This is a genomic window from Ruegeria sp. BC7 (assembly GCF_056539165.1).
In genome coordinates this window covers 159,684-179,415 of the sequence record NZ_JBQFUL010000007.1, presented here as the reverse complement: position 1 = coordinate 179,415, position 19,732 = coordinate 159,684, and the positions used below count along the sequence as shown (strand labels likewise).

The window sequence follows — 19,732 nt, the reverse complement described above, 5'->3', positions numbered from 1 at the left end:
GGCGCTTGATGGATTTACCTGAGACCAGTGAAGCCGAGGAGCCTGGAACTCGGTTTCTGTTGTTTCCCCAGTCGCCTTTCCTGGAATCGGACCCGCAATTGGAATTGGTTGAAATTTCCGCCCCACAGGGCAGCATCGGTCCGGGTCCCTCGGGGCCGCGGATGTATACGGTCAACCCGGTTGGCAAAACGACCCCATACGGTGCAATCGTACCTGGACCAGACGGACCAGGCATGTACCTGCCGCCGTGGAACGGGTACGTTCAGCCGCCCGCCATGCCGGATGAGGTTGGAAACTTCATCCATATCGATCCCACTGACCCGGCGTTTGAGGCGGCTCATCTATTCGGATCGGCCTATTTCACTATGGACGTCTGGCAGGGGTATTTCGACCGTCAGATCCCGTGGCACTTTGCGCGGGATTTTGATCGGTTGGAGCTGTCTTTGTTGCCCAGCCTCGACAACGCGCATATCGGCTGGGGGTTCTTGGAAACCGGGGGCACGCATGATCACGGCGATGAATACCGGCCATACAGCTTGAACTTTGACGTGGTCGCCCACGAAATCGGTCATGCCATCATATACAGCGTAATCGGCATGCCCACCGACGGGGACGCGACCGGAGAGTATTACGGTTTTCACGAATCCGCAGCCGATTTGGTCGCGCTGCTTGCGTCGCTGCATTTCGGGTCCGTCGTTGAAGCCTTGCTAGAGAATACGCGGGGTAATCTCTATACGTTCAATCGGCTGAACCGTTTCGCGGAACTGTCGGAGAACGCGCAGATTCGAACGGCGGCCAATGACCGCACCTTGTCCGAGTTCGCCGCCGGCTGGTCCAGTGAACACGCCCTGTCCGAGCCGTTGACAGGCGCCATGTTCGACATCTTCGTGGACATCTACCACGAACGCTTGTTGGTGCATGGTCTGATTTCGCCGGAAGAAGAAGACTTGTCGGACCAACTGGAGGACTCTCCTGACTATAGCGCCGTGATGCAGGGGATTTTTGACACGCGCTATGCCGAAAACCCCGAAGGCTTCCGCATCGCGCTGCTTGAGGCGCGCGATTATCTGGGCACCTATCTTGCAGACTCGTGGGAACGTTTGGATGCCGATATGCTAAGCTATTTCGGAGTTGAAAAGGCTTTGCTGGCCGTGGATCAGGAAATAACTGGCGGGGCGTTTCAAAGGATCATCCAAGGCAACTTCCGCATGCGCGATATCGGCGTGACAAGCGCCGGGCCTCGGCTGCCTGATCAGGACGAAGACAGCCACGCCAATTCTGTCCGAACACAGGTTCCAGGTTGATGGGCAAAAATCCTTTATTTTGAAGCGGTTTTATGGCATGCAGTCGTGGGATGATTTTTGTGGAATATTTTGGCTCGGTCGTGATCGGGTCGCTTAAATTTGGGAGACGAGGTCTGGGACTCCGTTTATCCCGAAATTGGGAGAGAATGATATGACCGAGTCATTGCTGAGTTTTTCTGAAGTGCTTTTATTTGGTAGAGTAATGGGCGACCTCAGTGTCGATACAGGTTTCGTCAACGTTCGGCTTGCGACGACAGCCAACATAGACATTTCAGACCCACAGCAAACTGTCGATGGAGTTGAGGTCGAAGAAGGTGACCTAATTCTGGTTAAGGAGAATCCAAAGAACCAAAACGGAATCTATGTTGCGGACGCCGCTAAGAACTTGAGCTATGCCGTTTACGTGCCTGAAAATGGTCAGGTGGCAGTGGATTTCGGAAACACGTTCACCGACACAGAATGGCGGCAGACTGACGCCGACCGAACGGATCAGACGTTCGACGAAATTGATGACAAGGCCCAGAAAAAGAAGAAAAAGGGCGGCCGCGCCAAAGGGCGCAACCAACTTTTGCGGTCCCAGTACTCACCTGACGCAAAGCTGGCTCGAATTTACGGCTTTGCCTATGAAGGAACCTACTACGAGTTGCCAGAACCGGTGATCTTCCTGGTGCACGGTCCTGGTGAAACGGCTGCAGCCGACAGCGGAGCCATGGCGCGTTCGCCAAAAAGCCCATCAGAATCAGGGGTGGCCTCTGCCGACTATCAAGTGGCGGATGACATTATGTATTGGCCCTACGACAAGGCCGACTACACCGTTCGTATGGATGTGATGTCCGGTCAGTTTGAACAGGTTCTGCTGGATATCTACTTTGGCTTCGATAGCCCGGCGATCAGCGGAGCTAAGGTTTCCGGCGCGAAAGTCAGCGGTGCCAAGGTCAGCGGTGCCAAAGTTAGTGGCGCCAAGGTAAGCGGTGCCAAAGTCAGCGGCGCGAAAGTGCGCGGTGGAGATTGAAGAACTCAAAGCCACGACACGCAAAAGGGGGCTGATTCAGGCTGAGCGCAGACTAGGGCGTTTAGCAATTCCTTGAGTTTCTAGGACACAGCCTCTTTATCGCGCGACGCCTGAACAGGAAAAAGCGCAACAGATCAGTCATCTACCCCAACAGGGTCACCGGATGCGGCTGGCGCGGCGGGCCGCCAGCGACTGGTTGGGCCAAAGCCTAGGGATGCGGTCTGATGCTGATCCGGCGGCAAAGGAAGGCGCGATCAACGCCAATAACTGTGAAGAAATGAACTACAGTTTGATCGTCGAGGCCGCCAACGGACCTATTACCGCCGATGCCGAAGCGTGTTTGGACAGGCGTGGCGTCGTGGTGTTGCCCGACCTGTATGTGAACGCAGGCGGCGTTGTTGTCAGCTATTTTGAATGGGTTAAGAACATTACCCACTTGCCCTTTGGCCTGATGGACCGGCGCCAGAACATCAGCTCGGGCGCTGCATTGGTCGCAACGCTGGAAGATATTGCGGGCCGTCCCCTGCAAGACACCCAACGCGTTCAGATCACGCGCGATGTCCGTGAGATTGACGTGGTTCGATCCGGCCTGGAAGAAATCATGTCCGGCGCCTTTGACGACATCATGGCCCGCAAACGTTCGCTGAAGGACGCGAACCTACGGACTTCTGCCTACGTGGTAACAATCGCCCGCATCGCCGAGTACTACAAAGCGATCGGGTTGTAAGACCCTCCAAGTGAAACCGGACCGGGCCGCCTAACGACCTGCAGGTTAGGCGGCCCGGTCTGGTTTCGTGTGTGTGAGTGTGAGTGTGAGTGTGGACTCACGTTGAAGCGCATAATGAGAATTATGTTAAAAGAGAAAACATGATCTGCTGATCATACCGCATGAAAGGCAGCCGCCCGACGTCGCACGCCAGCAGCAATGGCTTCCGCCAATGGCATTGGGAACCTATCCGGCAAGTCTGCTAGCGTCCTCTCCAAGGCGGGCTCAATCTCAGAGGCGATGCCCGCCAAGACCTCATCCGCCAACACCACACCAAAACCTGCCGCTTTCGCAGCCTGCAGGAAATGACGCGGCACCACTTCGTTGATCCGGTAGTGTCCGTCGATCGCCATCGCAAGACGCATCCGATTTTGGCGAATTTGACCGTCATCTACGGCTTTCTGGGCGCTCAGCACATCATAGAGCGGGGTCATGCGGAATCCGCCTGGACGCAATGCAATGCTGAAATTCTTGGCGTGCCCGTCTGTCGCTCCCAAGAGCCAAAACAGCACCTGTGTGCGGAAGAACGCGCTCTGATCTGCCTCGGGGTCATCACTAGCCGCTAGCAACCCAACGCCTTCTGAGATCCCTGGCCCACCGTCCATTTGGTATTTCTGGCTCGGCGGGACAGTGAGCGCTTGGCAAAAGTCTTCCTGCGGGAGGCGGATCAATCGACCATCCTTGGCCCAACGCCGATCAAACCGTGTCACAACAAGGCTCCGCACATCCTCGAAGTCGGCAATCTCGATCTCCGCCACCTCCATTCCCATAGCGCGACAAAAGCTCATGCAGAAATACTCGTTCTCGACGCTGTCGGATAGATCGATCCCTGCGGGCAGAACACCAAGCTGGGTTTTGAGGATATGGGTTGTAGGAGTGAGCCCGGACGGGCGGATCCACGCGCCATCGTAGCGCAGCAGCGCCGTTTTCTCCTGCGCCCCTGCTATGGAAATGCGGAAGTCGTCGTCTGCGTCCAAGCCAAGGGGGGCGCTCGCAAGGTTGCGCAGCATGTCAGCAATTTGCGCCGCAGATACGGGCTCTCCCTCGAGCGCACCAACCTCGGGCATCTTGCCCGAAACGAATTGTAACGCCCCCACGCAGTCACGCCCGATCTTCTCCAACATGTGCCACGCGTCGGTGCCGCCTGCATGTACCCGAGCGGCAACGCGCTCACGTATTGCCTGATTGTCCGGAAGCAGATTTTCCAGATAGGCAATGACAGGGCCGCCTCGATGCGCTTCTTCACGCAAAGGCAGTGACAACGAGATGGGCATGGCGTGCGCCCACGACAGCCAGTCCTGATCGTAGGCAAAGCTGATCGCTCCCGATCCAGCAAGACGCAAAATCCCCACCAACCGTCCGTTCAGGAATACCTGCATCAGGCCGCTACGCCCTTGTTTGGCCATCAGAAGATATCCTCGATCTCAAGCGAGCCACCGCGCTCCACCAAACGAAACTCAAGCCCAAGCGCAGCCATGACGGCGAGCACCGTGGCGAGCTTGGTTCCCGCATCGCCATTCTCGAGCGACGAAATCGTCGCGACACGCAAATTCGTGCGTGCGCTGATATCGCTTTGGGTCCAGCCGCGCGTCTTGCGCGTCCGGCGAAGTGCCTGGCCGATCTGCTCAGCCGTTCGTGCCGTGAGATCCATGACGTGGCTCCTTTTACGGCGCAGCGTAAACCATAGTAATTTACGTTTCAACGTAAAAATTTCTCTTTTACGCTACAGCGCAATACACTGGATGCGCTCAAGCTTGACCTGACAAGGCTTCGCAACTGCGCCAGGTGCAACTATCCCATGCGTTTTTGCGGATCGCACTTACTTTTCCCGAGGCTTACAACTTGCATTCGATCACACCGCGCATTGGCTGACCTCTAGCCGGTCGACCGCACTTGGATCTTTCGCCCATTATGAATTGCATTGCTTTCGATGAACGGCGGCTTGTCCCGCCGCGCTGTAGCGACGTCCTTCGAGCCGTCGCAACGATGATATCTCTGCGAGCGCAAGCAGCAAAAAACTGAATTCACAAGTTGGGCTCTGACGTTGAATCCGCCGCGCGAAGGACGAACGTCGGCTTAGTCAAAAATCCTTAGAGTGTCATTTCGCCCCGTACCGCAACGGACCCCTCTATTTCTGGTCCGCCCCACAAGGCGCCCCCAAAGGCGCAATCGCAGCGCCAATCGCGGCAGGTGATAACCGGGCTATCCTTTGGTTTCAGGCTGCGATTCAGCCTTGACGCCCTGTGACGTGCACAGACCCTGAGTCGACCCCAATAGGCTCGCGCAGGATCGTTCCCTTTTTTGTGATTTAGAACCCGGCTTTTTTCAAACCTTCGACAAAATGTTGGGTGTCGTCTTCCAACCTGTCCGGCAGAACTTTGGCCCAACGCGACAATGAGAAATTTGGATGCGCTTCACGGTGTTTGTCCGCGATGAGGCGGGCCATCTCCATATTCCCCAACTGCGCGTGGCTTGCAGCCAGCATGCGCTGGCCCTCGGTCGGGTTGTTCATCTTGTTGACGGTCTCGATCACGTCTTCATAGCGCCGAAGATTGTAGTAGGCGCCGCCCAAGTGCCACAAGTATTGGTCCGGGAAATAGGGGTTCAAGCGCATCGCCTGCCGTAGATGAGTGATCGCTGTCTCGTTGTCCCCCGAGTGGGCCAGCGCATCCGCGAAGTCAGAATGCATATCAGCGTCATTGGGATTCAGCGCCAAAGCCCGCTGATAAGACTGTATGGCTGCGTCATGCTCCTTTCGGTACAGGTGCACATAGCCAAGCTCGCCGAACCCGCGGGCGTCCGTCGGATCAAGCTCAATCGCGCGCTGCGCGTAGGACAACGCCTGTTCAAACGCTTTCGAGGGGTCTTTGGTCCACGAATACCGCCAGTCAATGTTCAGGGTCCGCGACAGCGCAGCCGCGGCACGCGCGTATCCGCCGTCTCGTTCAAGGGCGGATTGATAGAAGTCATGGGCCTTGCGATTGTCGTTGCGTGTGTACTTGAAAATGTGGTGCTGACCCTGAAGAACCGAGCCATAGGCCGCAAGATCAGAAGGCACGGCCTGCACCATGCGCTGCTTTTCGTGTGACTCGATCATGACAGCGGTGGCGGCAACGATACATTCGGTGACTTCGTCGAGAATATCAAAGATGTCGTCGATCTTGCGATCAAAGCGCTCGCCCCAAATGGTGCGTTCTGTGCTGGCATCCACAAGCTCGGCTGTAATCCGAATACGGCTGGCCGATCTTCGCACACTGCCGCGGGCGATGTAGCGGACATTCAAACGCTGCGCTGCTTCCTTTGGAGGCATGGACTGCGTTTTAAAGAAAAAAGACGAGTTCCGGGCAATGATAAACAGATTTCGGAACTTCGAGAGGTTCATGATGATGTCGTCAGTCAGCCCTTCGGCGATCCAACTGTCGGATTCATCGCCGCTGTTGCTGCTGAAGGGTAAGACGGCGACCGATGGGGTATCTGGTCGTTCAAGCAAATCCCCCGGAACGTCCGGGCGCATCGTGCCTGCCATGGTCGCGCCCGAAACTTCGCTGCGAACACAATACGCAGAAACAGGGTTCAAGATGTTTTTCAGGTGCTTCGGGCCGAGAAACTCGTACCCGTATCGCAGTCGATTACAGACCTGATCATAGACCGCCGAGCTGACATAGACACGTTCAGGTTCAGCGATTTCCTGAAGCCGCGCCGCGATGTTCACATTATCGCCATGTATCCCACGTTCGTCGATTAGGATTTCACCAAGATGAATGCCTGCGCGAAATTTGATTCGCTGATTCTCGGAACGCGTGTGATTGTGCTGGCTTGCGATCTGGTGCAATTCCACCCCGAATTCCACGGCGCTGGTGGCTGTTTCAAACAGCGCCAGTATGCCGTCGCCCCGCACTTCGACCACTCGCCCACTGTATTTGGCGCACGAGGCTTCAAGCTGAGAAATCAATGATTTCAAAGCGTTATAAGTATCCAGCTCGTTCTCGCTCATCAACCGGGAATACCCGACAACATCGGCGAACAAGACGGCGCCGAGCTTTTGAGTCATTTGAACGTTCAAGTTGTTGGTGTTCACTGGAATTTCTCTTTTCGAGACCTCTGATCACGCACGGTGTTCAACATATACTAAATTATTACTATTTCGACTGCCCTGGATCTTGGATGAGGGTTACATGTTCGTATCCTGCGGTGGCCATGACCAAGCCCCGGGTGAATTTGATCCAAACGTGACGATCGTATCGTCGCTCAATTCTCGCGCCAATCCTTCGCGATGTGACATCCAATCCTGCTTTAGAATGCCCACAACAACCATGTCGTGGAATTGCCCATCCGCGAACCACGCCTGCCGCATGGAACCTTCGACCTGGCAACCGATCTTGGCCACCAGATCCTTACTGCTCTGGTTGTCCGCGCGGTAATACGAGGTGAGGCGGTTCAAACCCAACTGCCGAAACGCGAAATCCACCACGAGTGCGGTCGCCCGGATTCCGACGCCAAGGCGGCGGGCTTCCTTGTGCATGAACATCGCGACAATCGCATCGCGATTAATCGTTGAAATCGCTTCGAGCCCTGTCATCCCCAGCGCTTTTCCGGCGCTGGATTCAACGACAAACCAGCACTTGCATCCAACACCATTCGGGGCAAAGGCGTCTTTCCAGCTTTCTTCTGTCTGAAATTGACTCAGCGGGATGCGTGAGGTTCGGTCAAAAAGGGCAAGATCTTCAACGTCCTGAAACCACGGTGCTATAGTAGCCAAATCCGCTTTTTCCATCGGGCGCAATCTGAATGAGTTATGCGTTTTTTCGGGCACCAGTAAAATTACCTTTGAACAAATTCTTAAAAACCTTGTGCTGACATTAGCATAAAAGTTCCAAAATTATGAAGTTAGAAACAAAATGACCGCCAAATTCACGCAAGAGGTCGATATCTCACAGTGAAACTTAAAATTTCATCAGCGTGAAAGCAAACCGGCCCACCAATCTGGTGAGCCGGAAAGACGTAAGCGGTAGAATTATCAGTCGTACAAGACGGCTGAAATTTTTGGATCATCCATGTTGGACGCATCGTAGTAGTAGAACCCAGTGTCAATCAGTGCTGGAACTTCCTCGCCGTTCATGGCGGCGACTGCGGCTTTGACCGTCTCATACCCAATGCCGACCGGGTTCTGCGTGATGGCGCCGGCCATCAGGCCGCTTTTGACGGCGTCTTTCTGCGCCTTGCCGCTGTCATAGCCGATGATGACCAGACCTTCGGTTCCCAGTTCCTGCACACCGTTCACCACACCGATGGCCGACCCTTCATTGGTTCCGAAAATACCATTCAGGTCCGGGTTGGCTGTCAGGATTGCCTTGGTGACTTCGGTCGACTTCAGATGATCGCCCTGCCCGTACTGGACTGTTACAACCTCGATATCAGGGTATTTCTCGGCGATGCGATTCACGAATCCGTCGCGGCGATCAATACCAGTACGGCTGGTTTGGTCATGCGCGACCACGGCAACCTTGCCTTTGCCACCGAGTATCTCGGCCATCTTGTCCGCGGCCAGACCTGCGGCCGCCAAATTGTCCGTGGTCGCAGTCGACACGGGAATGTCACTATCGACACCACTGTCGAAGGCGATGATTGGGATGCCCTTTTCGTCAGCCTGCTTGAGCAACGGAATGGCGGCCTGACTGTCCAGTGCAGCGAAACCGATCGCCTTGGGATTATTGGCCAATGCTGCTGCCAGCATGTCGATCTGACGGTCGACCATGGTTTCGTTGTCAGGACCCTCAAAGGTAATTGTGACGTTGAATTCCTCTGCCGCTTGCTCGGCCCCGGACTTCACGGCCTGCCAGAACTGGTGCTGGAACCCTTTGGATACCAGCGGGATGTAGATATCTTCAGCCGAGACCATTGAGGCCGGGGCTGCAAAGGTGGCTGCGCTCAGCGCACCCAGAATGAAACGACGTGAAAACATGTTTTCTCCTCCAGTTGGTGTTTTTGTCGTTGGTTTGGTTCGGTAATTCAGCCGCTGTTCTTGCGCCGAGCCATGTCAGCGTAGACAGCCAGAATGATGATTGCGCCGGTCACGACAGTCTGCCATTCCTGCGCAACGGAAAGTACGCGCAACCCGTTGGTCAGAACTGCCATGATCAGTGCGCCGATCAGGGTGCCCAGAATCGTACCGCGTCCACCGGACAAGGACGTGCCACCGATGACCACCGCCGCGATAGCTTCCAACTCGTACCCGAGACCCAAGGCGGGCTGAGCCGAGTTCAGGCGCGAGGCAATCAGGATGCCGCCAATCCCGCAGATGCCTCCGGCCAGCGCATAGATGCGCATTTTCCAAGCGTCAGTGTTCACGCCTGACAGACGTACCGCTTCTTCGTTTGATCCCAGCGCGAACGTATATCGTCCTAAAACCGTGCGGCTCAGGATGTAAGATGCTGCAAGGGCTACCAGAAACAGGATCAGAACACCGTTCGGGATGGGCAGCGCGGGAATGACCTCTCCTATCAGAGACCCGCGCGAGATTTGGTCGAATCCGGGCGTGTCGTTGAAATAGATCGGTCTCGTGCCCGAAATGACTAGCGACAAGCCCTTCAAAATCAACATCATGCCCAGCGTCGCGATAAAGGGTGGGATCTTCATCTTGGCGACGAAAGTGCCGGAACACAGACCGCAAAATGCACCTGCTGCAATTGCGGCTGCGACGCCAATCAGCAATGGCATGCCAAGATAGGTAAGAACCACGCCCGCGATCACGGCGCAGAACGTCATGAGCGTGCCAACAGACAGGTCGATCCCACCGGTGATGATGACCAGAGTTGCTGCAACGGCCAGTACGCCGTTGACCGAAGTCGCTTGCAGAATGGCGATCATGTTCGACGTTTGCATGAAGTTCGGTGAGGCTATCGAGAACCCGATCAGCAGGGCGATCAGGCTGGCAAACGCTAGCATCTTTTGGTACGCGCCGCTTTCGGACAAACCCGCCAAGGGCTTTTTCTTGTCGATATCGGTTGCTGTGGTCATTGTATTGTCCCTGTAACCTGCATGGCCGCTTCTCGTTGGGTGGCCAGATGCATGATGTCTTCCTGAGTGGTGTCTTTTCCGCCGGGCAGTATCCCGGTCAGGCGGCCTTCACACATGACCGCGATCCGGTGGCTGAGGCGCATGATCTCGGGCAGTTCTGACGAGATCACGATGATCGTCTTGCCTTGTTCCGCCAGGTCTTCGAGCAGTTTGTAAATCTCGGATTTCGCGCCCACGTCGATGCCGCGGGTCGGCTCGTCAAAGATCAGGATGTCGCAATCGCGCAGTAGCCATTTGGCGATGACGACCTTTTGCTGATTGCCACCTGACAACAGCCGCACCTCTTGCACGTCAGACGGAGTGCGAATGCCCAACTGGGCTATGTAGCCCTTGGCCGTTGTGCTAATTTCACTGTCGTTCAGCACGCCTCCGGTGCCTGTGAACAGGTCCATCGAGGCCAGCGCGATATTGTCTCGGACGTTCATGCCGGTGGCGAGGCCAAAGTGTTTTCGGTCTTCGGACAGATATCCGATGCCTGCGCGCACAGCATCTTTGGGCGATCTGATGAAAACCTCTTTGCCGTGTACGCGAATTTCGCCGCTGTCTTTCGGGTCCGCGCCGAAGATGGCCCTTGCGACTTCGGTCCGCCCTGCCCCCATCAATCCGGCAAAGCCTAGTATCTCGCCCTTTTGAACCGAAAAACTGACATCCCGGATGTCTTTGCCTCGGTTCAAGCCCCTGATTTGCAACGAAACCTCGGCGTCACCCAGATCGGGTACGTCCAGGGGCTTTTCGTTTACCTCCCGTCCAACCATCATCGCGATAATCTGACTGATAGGTGTTTCTGAGGCACCCACGGTGCCGACATATTCACCATCGCGCATCACGGTCACGCGGTCGGCGATCTGCTTTAATTCATCCATCTTGTGGCTGATGTAGACGATGCCCACACCCTCGTCCTTCAGTCTGCGAATGATCACGAACAGCTCGGCAATCTCGGCGTCATTCAGGGCGGCCGTGGGTTCGTCCATGATCAGCACCTTGGAGCGAAAAGACAGAGCTTTTGCGATCTCGACCATTTGTTGCTTTGCAATGGTCAAGCTGCCAACCAAGGCCTTGGGGTCGAGGTTCAAGTTCATTGAGGCGAATATTTCGGCCGTCTTCTCGTTCAGCGCGGCTTCGTCCAGTCGGCCAAAGCTTTTGCGTGGCTCGCGGCCGATAAAGATGTTCTGCGCGACGGTCAGATCGTTCATGAGGCTCAGTTCCTGATGAATGATGCCTATGCCCAGATCCTGCGCTTCGCGGGGTGTGGTTGGGCTGACCGATTTGCCCTCGATCGTCAGATCACCGCCATCACGCTGGTAAATCCCTGACAGGATTTTCATCAGCGTGCTTTTCCCGGCCCCGTTCTCGCCCATCAGTGCGTGAACTTCGCCACTGTTCAAATCGAACTGCACGGACTTGAGCGCGTGCACTCCGGGAAAGTGCTTGTCGATCCCTGTCATGTGGACCAGTTTTTTCATTTCTCCTCCTATATGCCCGTCTCCTCTTGGGCAAAGCGCGGGCTACATCACCGCGCCGATTTGCCAGGGAACGAATTCGACCCCTCCAAATCCAAGTTCCTCACTTTTTGTTTTCTCACCCGAGGCAACACGGATCAGGATTTCAAACAATTCCTCACCCTTGGCCTCGATGCTGACACCGTCCGTGACGATGTCCCCGCAATTCAGGTCCATGTCGTCGGCCATGCGCGCATACATCTCGGAATTGGTTGCCAGTTTGATGCATGGCGTTGGCTGGTAGCCCGAAACCGAACCGCGCCCGGTCGTGAACACGATCAGGTTCGCCCCAGATGCCACCTGCCCCGTGACAGAACACGGGTCGAAACCGGGGCTGTCCATGAAGACAAAGCCTTTTTTGTCGACGATCTCACCGAACTTGTAGACGTCTCGCATTGGCGCGGTGCCGCCCTTGGCGACTGCTCCCAACGACTTTTCCAGGATCGTGGTCAACCCGCCGCGTTTGTTGCCGGGGCTGGGATTGTTGTCCATCTCACCGCCATTCCGCTCGGTGTATGCTTCCCACCAGCGAATGCGGTCGATCAGCTTTTCTCCTACCTCGGGGCTCTCGGCCCGTCTGGTCAGCAGGTGTTCGGCGCCATAGACCTCAGATGTTTCGGACAGAATTGTCGTGCCGCCGTGCCGAACCAAAAGGTCCGAAGCATACCCAAGCGCAGGATTCGCGGTAATTCCGGAATACCCATCGGACCCGCCGCACTGCATCCCGACGGTGATTTCACTGATCGGAGCAGGCTTGCGCGTCACCTGATTGGCCAAGGCCGCGATGCCCCGCAACTCTTCAAGTCCGCGTTCGATCGTGCGACGCGTGCCGCCTTCATTCTGGATCGTCATATATCGCAGCGCACCATCCTTGCGGATCGGGCGTCCGCCGACCAAATCGGCAACCTGCATGACCTCGCAGCCAAGCCCGATCAGCAGGATGCCCGCAAAATTAGGATGCTGCGCGTATCCGGCCAATGTGCGGAACAAGGTTGCGTAACCGTCATCCTTGCCGGACATGCCGCATCCTGTTCCATGCACGATCGGCACGATTCCGTCCACATTCGGATAATCCCTGAGCAATTCTGACTGGGCGGCGGCCTCTGCAATAAACCGCGCCACGGATCCCGAGCAGTTTACCGTTGTCAGGATGCCGATATAGTTCCGTGTCCCAACTTTGCCGTCGGCTCGGTGAAATCCCTGAAAGGTTCGGCTTTCGGCGATTGCTGGCAATGGGGCATTTGCGCTTGCGTAAGCATAGTCCTGTTGATGTGCCCCCATACCCAGATTGTGAACGTGCACATGCTCGCCCGGAGATATGTTCGACTTGGCCTGACCAATGATCTGCCCATAGCGAATAACATTGTCGCCCACCTTTATCGGCTCAACCGCGATTTTGTGTCCGCGCTGAACCTGGTTCGCCAACGGCGCTGACAGGCCGGATGGGTGCTCGCCGGCCTGCAATTCCCGCAACGCAATGACGACATTATCATCGGGATTTAACCTCACCGTGTCGCGAGTCGTGGCCTGAGGAGCCTTTATTTCATGGTCTATTTGCATCGTTTTCCCGTTTGCCTGAATCGAGTGCTAAACGTGAATCCAGTACTTGTCAACTAACATGTTAGTATGCTAGATGATTGAATATGAGTAGACCGCAAGACATAGACGCGCAGCTTCTGCGCGAGATTTCTTCGGCCGAAGGCTCGCTTGCGCAGCGGGTCTATGCGGCCATCAAGCAGGCAATTCTGTCTCTGGATTTTCCGCCCGGGGCCAACTTGCGAAAGGCACCCATATGCGAGCGTCTTGGGGTTTCGCGCGCCCCCGTTACCGAGGCAATCGCCCGGCTCGCTTCAGAGGGTCTGGTCGACGTGGTTCCGCAATCCGGCACGCGCGTGTCGTATTTTTCGATGTCTGAAATCCGCGAGGGAATGTTCCTCCGCGAGGCGCTTGAATTGGCAACGGTCGCCAAGGTCGCGCGCGATCTGACGGAAGAACAGCGCAAGAAGCTGAGCCGCAACATGCGCCTACAAGAGCTGTTGATCGAAGACGAGGACATCCCCGGTTTCTATCAGGCGGATGAAGAGTTCCACGCTTTGCTAATGGAATTTACGGGCTTCAACCGGCTGGCCGATGTTGCTCAGACCGTGTCGCTGCAGGTCAGCCGTGCGCGGATGCTGCTATTGCCGACGCCGGGGCGGATCGCAGAGACGCTGGAAGAACATCGCGCGATCTATACCGCTATTAAAAATCGGGATGAAGCCGCTGCACAGAACGCAATGCGTGGCCATCTTGGGCAGCTTATGCCTCGGATCGAAGTATTGCTGCAGGAACAGCCCGGTCTTTTCAACCTCACTCCCCAACCCGCACGAGAGGCAGGATGACAGCTTCAGGCACTGAACTTCTAAACAGCCGCACGGCGCGGCCCGTACCCTTGACCCGCATGGGTTTCGGCGGTGCGCCATTGGGCAACCTATACCGCAAGGTGTCGGACGAAGATGCGCAAGCCGCTCTGCAGGCAGCGTATGACGCGGGCATACGGTTCTTTGATACCGCGCCGCAATACGGTCTGGGCCGGTCCGAGCTTCGTTTTGGCGAGGCTATCGCTCGGTTCGGGCGTGAGAACATTCAGTTGTCGACCAAGATCGGACGACTTTTGCTGGACTGTGAGCCGCACGAAGTCACGCCCGAAGCCTTTGTAGACGTTCCGCAAAAGCGCATTGTGTTTGATTACACCTATGACGGCGTGATGCGGTCCTACGAGGCCAGCCGAGAACGCCTTGGTGTAGCCAACGCCGACATTCTACTGGTTCATGACGTGTGTGTCTTTAGCCAGGGAAGCCAGGAAATGTCGGACGCGAAGGTCCGTGAATTGTTCGATGGCGGAGGCTACAAGGCGTTGGTCGAATTGCGCGACGCCGGTGAAATAGCGGCGATTGGGGCTGGGGTGAATGAATGGCAGGTTTGCGAAAGACTTCTCGGGCTCGGCGATTTTGACGGTTTCCTTCTTGCGGGTCGCTACACGCTTCTTGAACAAGAGGCTTTGGACAGTTTTCTGCCATTGTGCGAAAAGCGCGATGTCGGGATCATACTGGGCGGACCGTATAACTCGGGGATTCTCGCGACCGGGTCCGTGCCTGGCGCCAAGTATAACTATGCTGATGCCCCTGACGAAATTCTGGATCATGTGCGCAAGATAGAAGCGGTTTGTGCGGCGCATGACACTCCGCTGATAGCAGCCGCCTTGCAATTTGTCCTTGGGCATCCATGTGTCAAAACGGTTGTTCCCGGTGCCGTCAACGCGGCGGAGGTTCAAGCAAATGTCGCATTGCTCGACCGGGAAATTCCTGCGGGTCTATGGTCGGACCTGCGCAGCGAAGGTCTGATCCGGCCTGATGCCCCACTGCCCGTGGAGGCCGCCGATGCTGCGTAACATCGACCCGGTTTTGTCACCCGAATTGCTGTATGCCCTGCGTGCGATGGGTCACGGAGATGAGATCGTGATCGCAGACGCCAATTTTCCGGGTTCCAGTTCTGGGCCACAGTGCATTCGGGCTGACGGTTCCAGTGCGAGCGAAATCCTGCGGGCTGTTTTGTCCGTAATGCCCTTGGACAGCTTCGTCCCCGACCCCGCACTGATCATGCAGGTTGTAGGCGACCCAGATGCCATCCCCGAGGCCGTTGCAGACTTTCAGCAGATTATCTTGGATACCGCAGACCATCCGGTTCAGGTTCAAGGGCTGGAAAGGTTTGCGTTCTACGACCGCGCCTCGACAGCCTTCGCGATCGTCCAGACCGGCGAGCGTCGGCTTTATGGCAACATCATCCTCAAGAAAGGTGTGATTGGATGAGGATCGACGCGCACCAGCACTTCTGGGCGTTGAGCCGGGGGGATTATGGCTGGCTCACACCTGATCTGGCGACGATTTACAGGGATTTCGGGCCAACCGATCTGGCCCCGCTGCTGGATGCGGCCGGGATCGAGGGCACGGTTTTGGTCCAGGCCGCTCCGACACTGGCGGAAACCGAATACATGCTGTCACTTGCTGATCAGACGCCGTTTATCAAGGGCGTCGTCGGGTGGGTCGACTTTGAGGCCGACGATGCGCCTTCGCGAATGGGGGCACTGGCCGCAAACCCTGTTCTGGTTGGGCTACGGCCGATGATTCAGGATATTGCCGACCCCGAGTGGATGATCAAAGACAGCCTGACACCGGCGTTTGAAGCGCTGCAACAGAATGATCTGACTTTCGATGCGCTGACCCTGCCCCAGCATCTTGCACCCCTGAGCCAGCTATTGGATCGCCACCCAGATTTGCGCACGGTCATCGACCACGGCTCTAAACCCTTGATACGGGACGGCGTTATCGACGGATGGGCTCAAGATATGAGCGCGCTCGCCAGAAACACCAAGGCCTATTGCAAACTGTCCGGCCTGGTCACCGAAGCGGCTGAGAGCTGGAGCATCGAAGACCTGCGCCCCTATGTGCAGCTTTTGCTGGACACGTTCGGTCCATCGCGGCTGATTTGGGGCAGCGATTGGCCGGTCTGCACGTTGGCCAGCAGTTATGAGCGCTGGCTGGAAACAACGGATGCTCTGCTAGGCGCATTGAGTGAAACCGAACGCAATGCGGTTCTGGGGGACAACGCCGCCCGAGCCTATAAACTCAGGGACTGAAATGATTTTTCCTAATTTGGACAGTGAAGGTCTATGGCTGGGGCGTGTGGAACGCCCGGGGATTGGTCCGGCTGTGGTGACAATTCGAGACGGTCAAGTATTTGACATTACGTCGAAAACCGCGCCGACCGTAAGGGACGTTCTGGAGCGGGGCGATGCGGCGAACTATGTCCGCTCGGTGCCCGGCGTTGCAATCGGAACTTTGGACTCAGGGCATCAATGGTTGGCGCCTTGCGATTTGCAAGCGGTCAAAGCCTGCGGAGTCACGTTCGCAGGTTCCATGGTCGAGCGTGTAATCGAAGAGCAAGCCGCAGGTGACCCCGCCAAGGCCGATGCCATTCGTGATCGCATAGGCACTCGCATCGGAGAAAGCCTGTCCTGTATCGTGCCGGGTTCCGAAGATGCCGCGAAGGTCAAAGAGGCGCTGATCGCGGAAGGGCTGTGGAGTCAGTACCTTGAAGTCGGCATCGGCCCCGACGCCGAGGTGTTTTCAAAAGCACAGGTGTTGTCGTCCGTGGGCCATTGTGCGGATGTCGGCCTGCATCCGATTTCGACGTGGAACAACCCCGAACCCGAGGTCGTTCTGGCCGTGACTTCGCAGGGCGAGATCAAGGGTGCGACGCTAGGCAACGACGTCAATTTGCGCGATGTCGAGGGACGGTCGGCGCTCCTTCTCAGCAAGGCCAAGGACAACAATGCGTCATGCGCGATCGGCCCGATGATCCGGCTGTTCGACGACCGGTTCTCGCTGGACGATGTCCGGGACACAGATTTGACCCTGACCGTGACCGGCGAGGACGGGTTTGTGCTGAACGGCCAATCTTCGATGTCGCAGATCAGCCGTGACCCTGCTGATCTGGTTCGCCAGACTATTGGGCGTCATCACCAGTATCCTGACGGGCTTATGCTGTTTCTCGGAACGCTTTTTGCCCCCACACAGGATCGCGATACACCCGGCGGAGGCTTTACTCACAAGCTGGGCGATATCGTCACAATTTCAAACGACAAACTCGGCGCGTTGACCAACACGGTTCGCCTGTCGACAGAATGTCCTGAATGGCGTTTCGGGGCATCTCATCTGATGCGAAATCTGGCCGAACGTGGCCTGCTGTAGGAAAGACCGATAAATGCTGAGTGGAAAACACTTGATTGCCGGGGAATGGACCGGCGGGGGCAAGACGTTTCAATCAACCCCGGCGCACGGACCGGGTCACAGTTTTGCCAGCGGAACCCCCGCGGATGTGGATGCCGCAGTGAAGGCCGCCGAAGATGCCTTTGTGACTTACGGATGGTCCACACGGACTGAACGCGCGGCGTTTTTGCGCCAAATTGCCGATGAGATCGATCTGCGCGGTGATGCCATAACCGCGATCGGCTGCCGGGAAACCGGCCTGCCCGAGGCGCGTTTGCAGGGCGAGCGCGGTCGAACTGTCGGCCAGCTAAGGCTGTTTGCCGACCACATTGAGCAGGGCGAATATCTCGACCAGCGCCATGATCCCGCTTTGCCGGATCGCGCGCCCTTACCTCGGCCGGACCTCCGCATGATCCAACGACCGCTCGGCCCGGTTGCCGTGTTCGGTGCGTCCAACTTCCCGCTCGCCTTTTCGGTGGCCGGTGGTGATACGGCTTCGGCTTTGGCCGCAGGCTGCCCTGTGGTCGTTAAGGGCCATCCGGCGCATCCCGGCACCGGGGAAATCGTTGCGCAAGCCATTGATGCCGCGATCCGCGCAACGGGGGTTCCGGCGGGCACATTCTCGTTGATTCAAAGCGACGGTATCGAAGTCGGTTCTGCACTTGCTCAACACCCCTTGATCCGAGCGGTCGGCTTCACCGGGTCGCTGCAAGCAGGCCGCGCCTTGTTTGACCTTTGCGCCGCGCGCCCCGAGCCCATTCCCTTTTTCGGAGAGCTTGGATCTGTCAATCCGATGTTCCTGCTTCCGCAAGCAATGGCGGCAAGGGGTGCGGACGTTGGTACAGGGTGGGCTGGCTCGTTGACAATGGGCGCGGGGCAATTCTGCACCAATCCCGGTATTGCCGTTGTCATCGACGGACCAGATGCGGATGCGTTTCAGACGGCAGCGCAGGACGCGCTGAACCAAATCTCCGGGCAGGTGATGCTGACAGAGGGCATCTCGCAGGCGTATCGCGCCGGTGTCTCGCAAATTGCGGATCAGGCGGGTGTTACGCAGGTCGTGACCAACGACAGCGAACCACGCAGTGCCGCGCCAAACCTTTTTGTGGTTTCGGGTGACGACTGGATGGACAACCCGGTCCTTCACCAAGAGGTTTTTGGGCCAATGGGGATTGTCCTGCGAGTCCGTGACGATGATCAAATGCTTCAGATCGCCAACGCGGTCGAAGGGCAGTTGACCTGCACCCTGCATATGGACGATGGCGATAAAACTCTGGCCCGTAAACTTGTTGCAGTGCTCGAGCGAAAGGCAGGGCGGCTGCTTGCCAACGGCTTCCCGACCGGCGTCGAAGTCTGTGACAGTATGGTGCATGGCGGCCCCTACCCTGCATCAACCAATTTCGGCGCAACCTCGGTCGGCACATTGTCGATCCGGCGCTTCCTGCGTCCGGTTTGCTATCAGGACATCCCGGCAGAACTTCTGACCGAGCAAGCGTGAGGTACGTCATGACAGATTCACATTCCAACGGTCGCCTTGCCGGAAAAACGGCTCTTATTACCGCTGCGGGTCAGGGTATAGGTCGTGCCACGGCCAAGCTGTTTGCGGCAGAAGGCGCCAACGTTATCGCCAGTGACATCAATGACACCGCTCTGGCCGAACTGAATGATCTGAAAGGTGTGACTGCGTTGAAGCTGGACGTAACGGATGCAAACGCCGTTCAATCAGTAGCGGCGGGCCTGCCGTCTCTGGATATTCTGTTTAACTGTGCCGGATTTGTGGCCAGCGGTTCGATCCTTGAATGTGAAGAAAAGGACTGGGATTTCAGCTTTGATCTGAACGTCAAAGCCATGTACCGGCTGATCCGTCTGGTCCTGCCGGGTATGCTGCAAAACGGTGGCGGATCGATCATCAACATGTCTTCGGTCGCGTCGTCCATAAAGGGTGTTCCGAACCGGTTCGCCTATTGCGCGTCCAAGGCTGCCGTGATCGGCCTGACAAAATCTGTTGCCGCCGATTTTGTGACACAAGGAATTCGCTGCAACGCTATCTGCCCGGGAACGGTCGACAGCCCCAGCCTGCATGACCGCCTGAGGGCGACCGGCGACTATGAAAAGGCAATGACCGACTTCATCGCGCGTCAACCCATGGGGCGCATTGGAACGGCGGACGAAATTGCGGAACTTGCGCTGTATTTGGCCAGTGACGCCAGCAAATACACCTCGGGACAACCGTTTTCCATTGATGGCGGTTGGACCATCTGAACCGA

18 protein-coding genes are annotated in these 19,732 nt (G+C 56.8%); 10 read left to right on the top strand and 8 right to left on the bottom strand.

The genetic code is table 11. The features are described 5' to 3' along the window. The first annotated feature begins 8 nt into the window (after positions 1-8). The 3 genes from ACR0KS_RS16665 to ACR0KS_RS16655 all read left to right on the top strand — a co-directional run bounded on the left by ACR0KS_RS16665 (position 9) and on the right by ACR0KS_RS16655 (position 3,043). The gene (locus ACR0KS_RS16665; protein WP_480693270.1) at positions 9-1,304 is read left to right on the top strand and encodes a gluzincin family metallopeptidase; all 1,296 of its coding nucleotides are present in this window, start codon (positions 9-11) and stop codon (positions 1,302-1,304) included. A 151-nt stretch (positions 1,305-1,455) separates the two neighbouring features. After that, the gene (locus ACR0KS_RS16660; protein ID WP_170418843.1) at positions 1,456-2,316 is read left to right on the top strand and encodes a pentapeptide repeat-containing protein; all 861 of its coding nucleotides are present in this window, start codon (positions 1,456-1,458) and stop codon (positions 2,314-2,316) included. Positions 2,317-2,479: 163 nt separating this feature from the next. Further along, on the top strand, positions 2,480-3,043 hold the full coding sequence (locus ACR0KS_RS16655) for a Rossmann-fold NAD(P)-binding domain-containing protein (RefSeq protein WP_170567642.1): 564 nt from the start codon (positions 2,480-2,482) through the stop codon (positions 3,041-3,043). A gap of 152 nt (positions 3,044-3,195) precedes the next feature. Here ACR0KS_RS16655 and ACR0KS_RS16650 read toward each other — a convergent pair whose 3' ends face one another. The 8 genes from ACR0KS_RS16650 to ACR0KS_RS16615 all read right to left on the bottom strand — a co-directional run bounded on the left by ACR0KS_RS16650 (position 3,196) and on the right by ACR0KS_RS16615 (position 13,218). Then, positions 3,196-4,488 (bottom strand): type II toxin-antitoxin system HipA family toxin, encoded by a 1,293-nt coding sequence (locus ACR0KS_RS16650; protein WP_170560300.1) that lies wholly within the window; start codon positions 4,486-4,488, stop codon positions 3,196-3,198. Further along, on the bottom strand, positions 4,488-4,733 hold the full coding sequence (locus ACR0KS_RS16645; protein WP_170486189.1) for a helix-turn-helix domain-containing protein: 246 nt from the start codon (positions 4,731-4,733) through the stop codon (positions 4,488-4,490). The genes ACR0KS_RS16650 and ACR0KS_RS16645 overlap by 1 nt, the downstream gene beginning before the upstream one ends. Before the next feature lie 657 nt (positions 4,734-5,390). Continuing rightward, positions 5,391-7,133 (bottom strand): adenylate/guanylate cyclase domain-containing protein, encoded by a 1,743-nt coding sequence (locus ACR0KS_RS16640; RefSeq protein ID WP_170417053.1) that lies wholly within the window; start codon positions 7,131-7,133, stop codon positions 5,391-5,393. 120 nt (positions 7,134-7,253) lie between these two features. After that, positions 7,254-7,856, bottom strand: coding sequence for a GNAT family N-acetyltransferase (locus ACR0KS_RS16635; RefSeq protein WP_170417055.1), 603 nt, complete (start codon positions 7,854-7,856; stop codon positions 7,254-7,256). A 243-nt stretch (positions 7,857-8,099) separates the two neighbouring features. Beyond that, positions 8,100-9,044: an ABC transporter substrate-binding protein gene (locus tag ACR0KS_RS16630; RefSeq protein WP_170389410.1), complete on the bottom strand. Its 945-nt coding sequence runs from the start codon at positions 9,042-9,044 to the stop codon at positions 8,100-8,102. Between the two features lie 47 nt (positions 9,045-9,091). Beyond that, on the bottom strand, positions 9,092-10,099 hold the full coding sequence (locus ACR0KS_RS16625) for an ABC transporter permease (protein ID WP_170389408.1): 1,008 nt from the start codon (positions 10,097-10,099) through the stop codon (positions 9,092-9,094). Beyond that, positions 10,096-11,622 carry a sugar ABC transporter ATP-binding protein gene (locus ACR0KS_RS16620; protein ID WP_170417057.1) on the bottom strand — a complete coding sequence of 509 codons (1,527 nt, stop codon included), beginning with the start codon at positions 11,620-11,622 and terminating at the stop codon, positions 10,096-10,098. Before ACR0KS_RS16620 ends, ACR0KS_RS16625 begins: the two co-directional genes overlap by 4 nt. A 42-nt stretch (positions 11,623-11,664) precedes the next feature. Beyond that, positions 11,665-13,218, bottom strand: a complete 1,554-nt coding sequence (locus ACR0KS_RS16615; RefSeq protein WP_170417059.1) for an altronate dehydratase family protein — start codon at positions 13,216-13,218, stop codon at positions 11,665-11,667. A gap of 83 nt (positions 13,219-13,301) precedes the next feature. Here ACR0KS_RS16615 and ACR0KS_RS16610 point away from each other — a divergent pair, with 83 nt between their 5' ends. From ACR0KS_RS16610 to ACR0KS_RS16580, 7 genes are read left to right on the top strand one after another with little or no spacing between them, the layout of a single operon-like run. Further along, positions 13,302-14,039, top strand: coding sequence for a GntR family transcriptional regulator (locus ACR0KS_RS16610; RefSeq protein ID WP_480681596.1), 738 nt, complete (start codon positions 13,302-13,304; stop codon positions 14,037-14,039). Next, positions 14,036-15,088 carry an aldo/keto reductase gene (locus ACR0KS_RS16605; protein WP_170417061.1) on the top strand — a complete coding sequence of 351 codons (1,053 nt, stop codon included), beginning with the start codon at positions 14,036-14,038 and terminating at the stop codon, positions 15,086-15,088. The genes ACR0KS_RS16610 and ACR0KS_RS16605 overlap by 4 nt, the downstream gene beginning before the upstream one ends. After that, positions 15,078-15,506, top strand: coding sequence for an RbsD/FucU domain-containing protein (locus ACR0KS_RS16600; protein WP_170417063.1), 429 nt, complete (start codon positions 15,078-15,080; stop codon positions 15,504-15,506). The genes ACR0KS_RS16605 and ACR0KS_RS16600 overlap by 11 nt, the downstream gene beginning before the upstream one ends. Beyond that, on the top strand, positions 15,503-16,333 hold the full coding sequence (locus ACR0KS_RS16595; protein ID WP_170417064.1) for an amidohydrolase family protein: 831 nt from the start codon (positions 15,503-15,505) through the stop codon (positions 16,331-16,333). Before ACR0KS_RS16600 ends, ACR0KS_RS16595 begins: the two co-directional genes overlap by 4 nt. A 1-nt stretch (position 16,334) precedes the next feature. Then, positions 16,335-17,447 (top strand): fumarylacetoacetate hydrolase family protein, encoded by a 1,113-nt coding sequence (locus ACR0KS_RS16590; RefSeq protein WP_170567644.1) that lies wholly within the window; start codon positions 16,335-16,337, stop codon positions 17,445-17,447. A 13-nt stretch (positions 17,448-17,460) separates the two neighbouring features. Beyond that, positions 17,461-18,963: an aldehyde dehydrogenase (NADP(+)) gene (locus ACR0KS_RS16585; protein WP_170417068.1), complete on the top strand. Its 1,503-nt coding sequence runs from the start codon at positions 17,461-17,463 to the stop codon at positions 18,961-18,963. An 8-nt stretch (positions 18,964-18,971) separates the two neighbouring features. Then, positions 18,972-19,727, top strand: coding sequence for an SDR family oxidoreductase (locus tag ACR0KS_RS16580; RefSeq protein ID WP_170567646.1), 756 nt, complete (start codon positions 18,972-18,974; stop codon positions 19,725-19,727). Positions 19,728-19,732: the final 5 nt, after the last annotated feature.